Here is a 3,618-nt window from a genome sequence, read left to right as displayed (position 1 = left end):
CGATGCCGCCCGCGAGCCGCCGGTCGACGCGGGGCGCGAGCACCCGGGCGCGCGCGAGGTCGGCGGCGTCGTCGATCTCGATCGCCGTGTCGGGGTGGACCCGCTGGATGCCGATGCGGCCGAAGAATCGGTGCCCGGCCCGCACGAAGCCCTCGGTGCGCAGGACGTAGAACGCGCCCGTCTCGAGGAACTCGGGCTCGCGGTCCTGCCGACGCGGGCGGTTCGCGGGGTCGTGGTTCACGCCGACCGCGCTGGCCCCGTCGGCGTCGTCGGCGCGCTCGCGCCAGAGGAACCCGTGGGTGGGCGTCGCAGCGAAGACGACGTCGCGCTCGCCCGACTCGACGCGCGCGACGGCCGTGTCGAGGTCGGACGGGTCGATGAATGGCGAGGTCGCCTGGATGAAGACGGTGGTCGTTCCGGGCTCGGGCGCGAGCGCCTCGATCGCGTGCAGCAGCGCCGACTCGCTCGAGGCGGTGGCGTTCGCGAGGGCGGCCGGACGCGCGATCACCTCGGCGCCGGCGCCGTGCGCGGCATCCGCGATCTCGTCGTCGTCGGTGGTCACGACGACGCGTGCGATGCGCTCCGCGGCGAGGGCGGCGTGCACGGCCCTGGCGACGAGCGGGACGCCCCCGACGCGTGCCACGTTCTTGCCCGGCAGGCCCTGGGACCCGCCCCGGGCCGGGATGATCGCGATCGCGAGCGCGGCGGCGGTGACCTCGGTGGAGTCGCTGCGGCTCATGCCGCGAAGCTAGGCGCGCGACGCGTCCGCGGGGTGCACGCCCGGTGAACGCCGGGGGACGTTCAGGCTGACAGCGGACGCCGCGGCCTCCGCGGCCGGCCTCAGCGCCCGTGCAGCTTGATCTCGGCCGCCTTGACGACGTTGGCGAGGAGCATGGCCCGGGTCATCGGGCCGACGCCGCCGGGGTTCGGCGAGAGGTGCCCGGCGACCTCGGCGACCGCCGGGTCGACGTCGCCCGTGAGCCGGCCCTTGCCGGTCTCCTCGTCGGCGACGCGCGTGATGCCGACGTCGAGGACCGCTGCGCCCGGCTTGACCCACTCGGCCTTGACCATGTGCGGCACGCCGACGGCCGCGACGACGATGTCGGCGCGGGCGACCTCGGCGGCGAGGTCCTGCGTGCGCGAGTGCGTGAGGGTGACGGTGGCGTCCAGCCCCTTGCGCGTGAAGAGCAGTCCGAGCGGGCGTCCGACGGTGAGGCCGCGACCGATGACCGTCACGTGCTGCCCGCGGATCGGGACGTCGTAGCGCTGCAGCATCTCGACGATCCCGGCAGGCGTGCACGGCAGCGGCGAGCGGAGCTCGCCCTCGATGCCGAGCACCAGCCGCCCGAGGTTGGTGGGGTGCAGGCCGTCGGCGTCCTTGTCGGGGTCGATGAGCTCGAGCATCGCGTTCTCGTCGTGACCCGTCGGCAGCGGGAGCTGCACGATGTAGCCGGTCACCTCGCGCGCCGAGTTGAGGTCGCGGATCGCGGCGCGCACGTCGGCGGTCGTCGCCGAGGCGGGCAGGTCGACGCGGATCGACTCGATGCCGACCTCGGCGCAGTCGCGGTGCTTGCCGGCCACGTACGAGCGCGAGGCGGGGTCGTCGCCGACGAGGAGGGTGCCGAGTCCCGGCACGACCCCGTTCGCCCGGAGGTCGGTGATGCGCGAGGCGAGCTCGGACTTCACGGCCGACGCGGTGGCGACGCCGTCGAGGGTGATCGCGGTCATTTCGGGAGCCTTTCCGAGCTGGTCATCGGGTGCGGAACGAAGGAGATTCCGGCGAACACGCCGGTGAGCGGATGCCGCGGGCGGCGCGTCGCCGCGCGTCTCCTCCGGCGAGTCGGGCCAGGGCCGGGGGCGAACGATCGCTCGCCCCGGGCCGCGGCGGCCGGCTACTGCTGGAGGCCGGGGTAGAGCGGGAACGCCGCGGTCAGCGCCTCGACGCGCGACCGGAGCGCGGCGACATCCGGGTTCGCCTGCAGCGCCAGCGCGATGACGTCGGCGACCTCGGTGAACTCGGCGTCGCCGAAGCCGCGGGTCGCGAGTGCGGGCGTGCCGATGCGCAGGCCCGAGGTGACCATCGGCGGGCGCGGGTCGAACGGCACCGCGTTGCGGTTGACCGTGATGCCGACCTCGTGCAGGCGGTCCTCGGCCTGCTGGCCGTCGAGCTCGGAGGTGCGGAGGTCGGCGAGCACGAGGTGCACGTCGGTGCCGCCCGTGAGCACGTCGACGCCGGCCGCGCGGGAGTCGTCGGCGACGAGGCGCTCCGCGAGGATCCGCGCACCGCGGACGGTGCGCTCCTGGCGGTCGCGGAACTCCTCGGACGCCGCGATCTTGAACGCGGTCGCCTTCGCGGCGATCACGTGCATGAGCGGACCGCCCTGCTGGCCGGGGAAGACGTTCGAGTTCAGCTTCCTCGCGAGCTCCATGTCGCGCGACAGGATGAAGCCCGAGCGCGGGCCGCCGATCGTCTTGTGCACGGTCGAGGAGACGACGTCGGCGTGCGGCACGGGGTTGGGGTGCAGGCCCGCGGCGACGAGTCCGGCGAAGTGCGCCATGTCGACCCAGAGCTTCGCGCCGACCTCGTCGGCGATCTCGCGGAACGCGGCGAAGTCGAGCTGGCGCGGGTACGCCGACCAGCCGGCGATGATGACCTGCGGCTTGTGCTCGAGCGCGGTGTCGCGCACCACGTCCATGTCGACCTGGAAGGTCTCGGGGTCGACCCCGTACGCCACGGCGTTGTAGAGCTTGCCCGAGAAGTTCAGCTTCATGCCGTGCGTGAGGTGGCCGCCGTGCGCGAGCTCGAGGCCGAGGATCGTGTCGCCGGGCGTGGCGATCGCCGAGAGCACCGCGGCATTCGCGGTCGCGCCCGAGTGGGGCTGCACGTTCGCGTACTCGGCGCCGAACAGGCTCTTCGCGCGCTGGATCGCCAGGTTCTCGGCGACGTCGACGAACTCGCAGCCGCCGTAGTAGCGGCGGCCGGGGTACCCCTCGGCGTACTTGTTCGTGAGCACCGATCCCTGCGACTGGAGCACCGAGACGGGCACGAAGTTCTCGCTCGCGATCATCTCGAGCGTCGAGCGCTGGCGGTTCAGCTCGAGCTCGAGGACCTCGGCGATCTCGGGGTCGACCTCGGCGAGAGGGGCGTTGAAGACGGATGCGGCGCCCGCGACGGCGTCGGCGGGGGCGTCGGTGGTGAGTGACTCAGCCAATGGATGGCTCCTTCGAAGATGACATGCGGACCTGCGGAAATCGCCTCGTGCGCGACTCGCGCCCCGAGGCCTCGCGTACCGGCCCAGGCGTGCGGTCGGTCCGTGCCAGTCGCTCCCCGATGGTCACCCATCTCAACGCCAGTCGCGACGCCGCCAAGCATAGCAACGGATGCCGCGAGCCCACGCCGTCGATGACGCTCGCGGTCGCGGCGCCCGACCGCCCGCGGGTGCCGGCGATATCGTGGCCCGGTGACCTCCGCGCCGACGACCGTCATCCACTCCGCCCGCATCGTCTCCGGCGGCGACGCCGTCACCGACGCGTGGGTGCGGTTCGAGGGCGACCGGATCGCGGGGCGGGGCATCGGCGAGGCCTGGCGCGACGCTCCCGCGGTGCGGGCGGGCGGGG

General features: G+C 73.6%; 3 protein-coding genes and 1 riboswitch. All 3 genes read right to left on the bottom strand.

The window, feature by feature from the left end; translation table 11 throughout:
* The coding region (locus tag ESO86_RS13585) for an acylneuraminate cytidylyltransferase family protein (protein WP_165307832.1) at positions 1–739 on the bottom strand (739 nt) is incomplete at its 3' end.
* Positions 740–840: 101 nt separating this feature from the next.
* Complete coding sequence (locus ESO86_RS13580) at positions 841–1,728, bottom strand: bifunctional methylenetetrahydrofolate dehydrogenase/methenyltetrahydrofolate cyclohydrolase (protein ID WP_129235494.1); 888 nt, start codon at positions 1,726–1,728, stop codon at positions 841–843.
* A 164-nt stretch (positions 1,729–1,892) separates the two neighbouring features.
* Positions 1,893–3,212 (bottom strand): serine hydroxymethyltransferase, encoded by a 1,320-nt coding sequence (glyA, locus tag ESO86_RS13575; protein WP_129235493.1) that lies wholly within the window; start codon positions 3,210–3,212, stop codon positions 1,893–1,895.
* Between the two features lie 74 nt (positions 3,213–3,286).
* Positions 3,287–3,368: riboswitch (ZMP/ZTP riboswitch) on the bottom strand.
* Positions 3,369–3,618 lie beyond the last annotated feature (250 nt).

Source organism: Agromyces binzhouensis (assembly GCF_004135055.1).
Taxonomy (GTDB): Bacteria; Actinomycetota; Actinomycetes; order Actinomycetales; family Microbacteriaceae; genus Agromyces; species Agromyces binzhouensis.
Note: the sequence above shows the minus strand (reverse complement) of the source record. Positions and strands in the feature narration are given on the sequence as shown.

Coding starts and splice junctions, on each gene's coding strand:
- ESO86_RS13580 (WP_129235494.1), bottom strand. CDS start 1,728: ATGACCGCGATCACCCTCGACGGCGTCGCCACCGCGTCGGCCGTGAAG.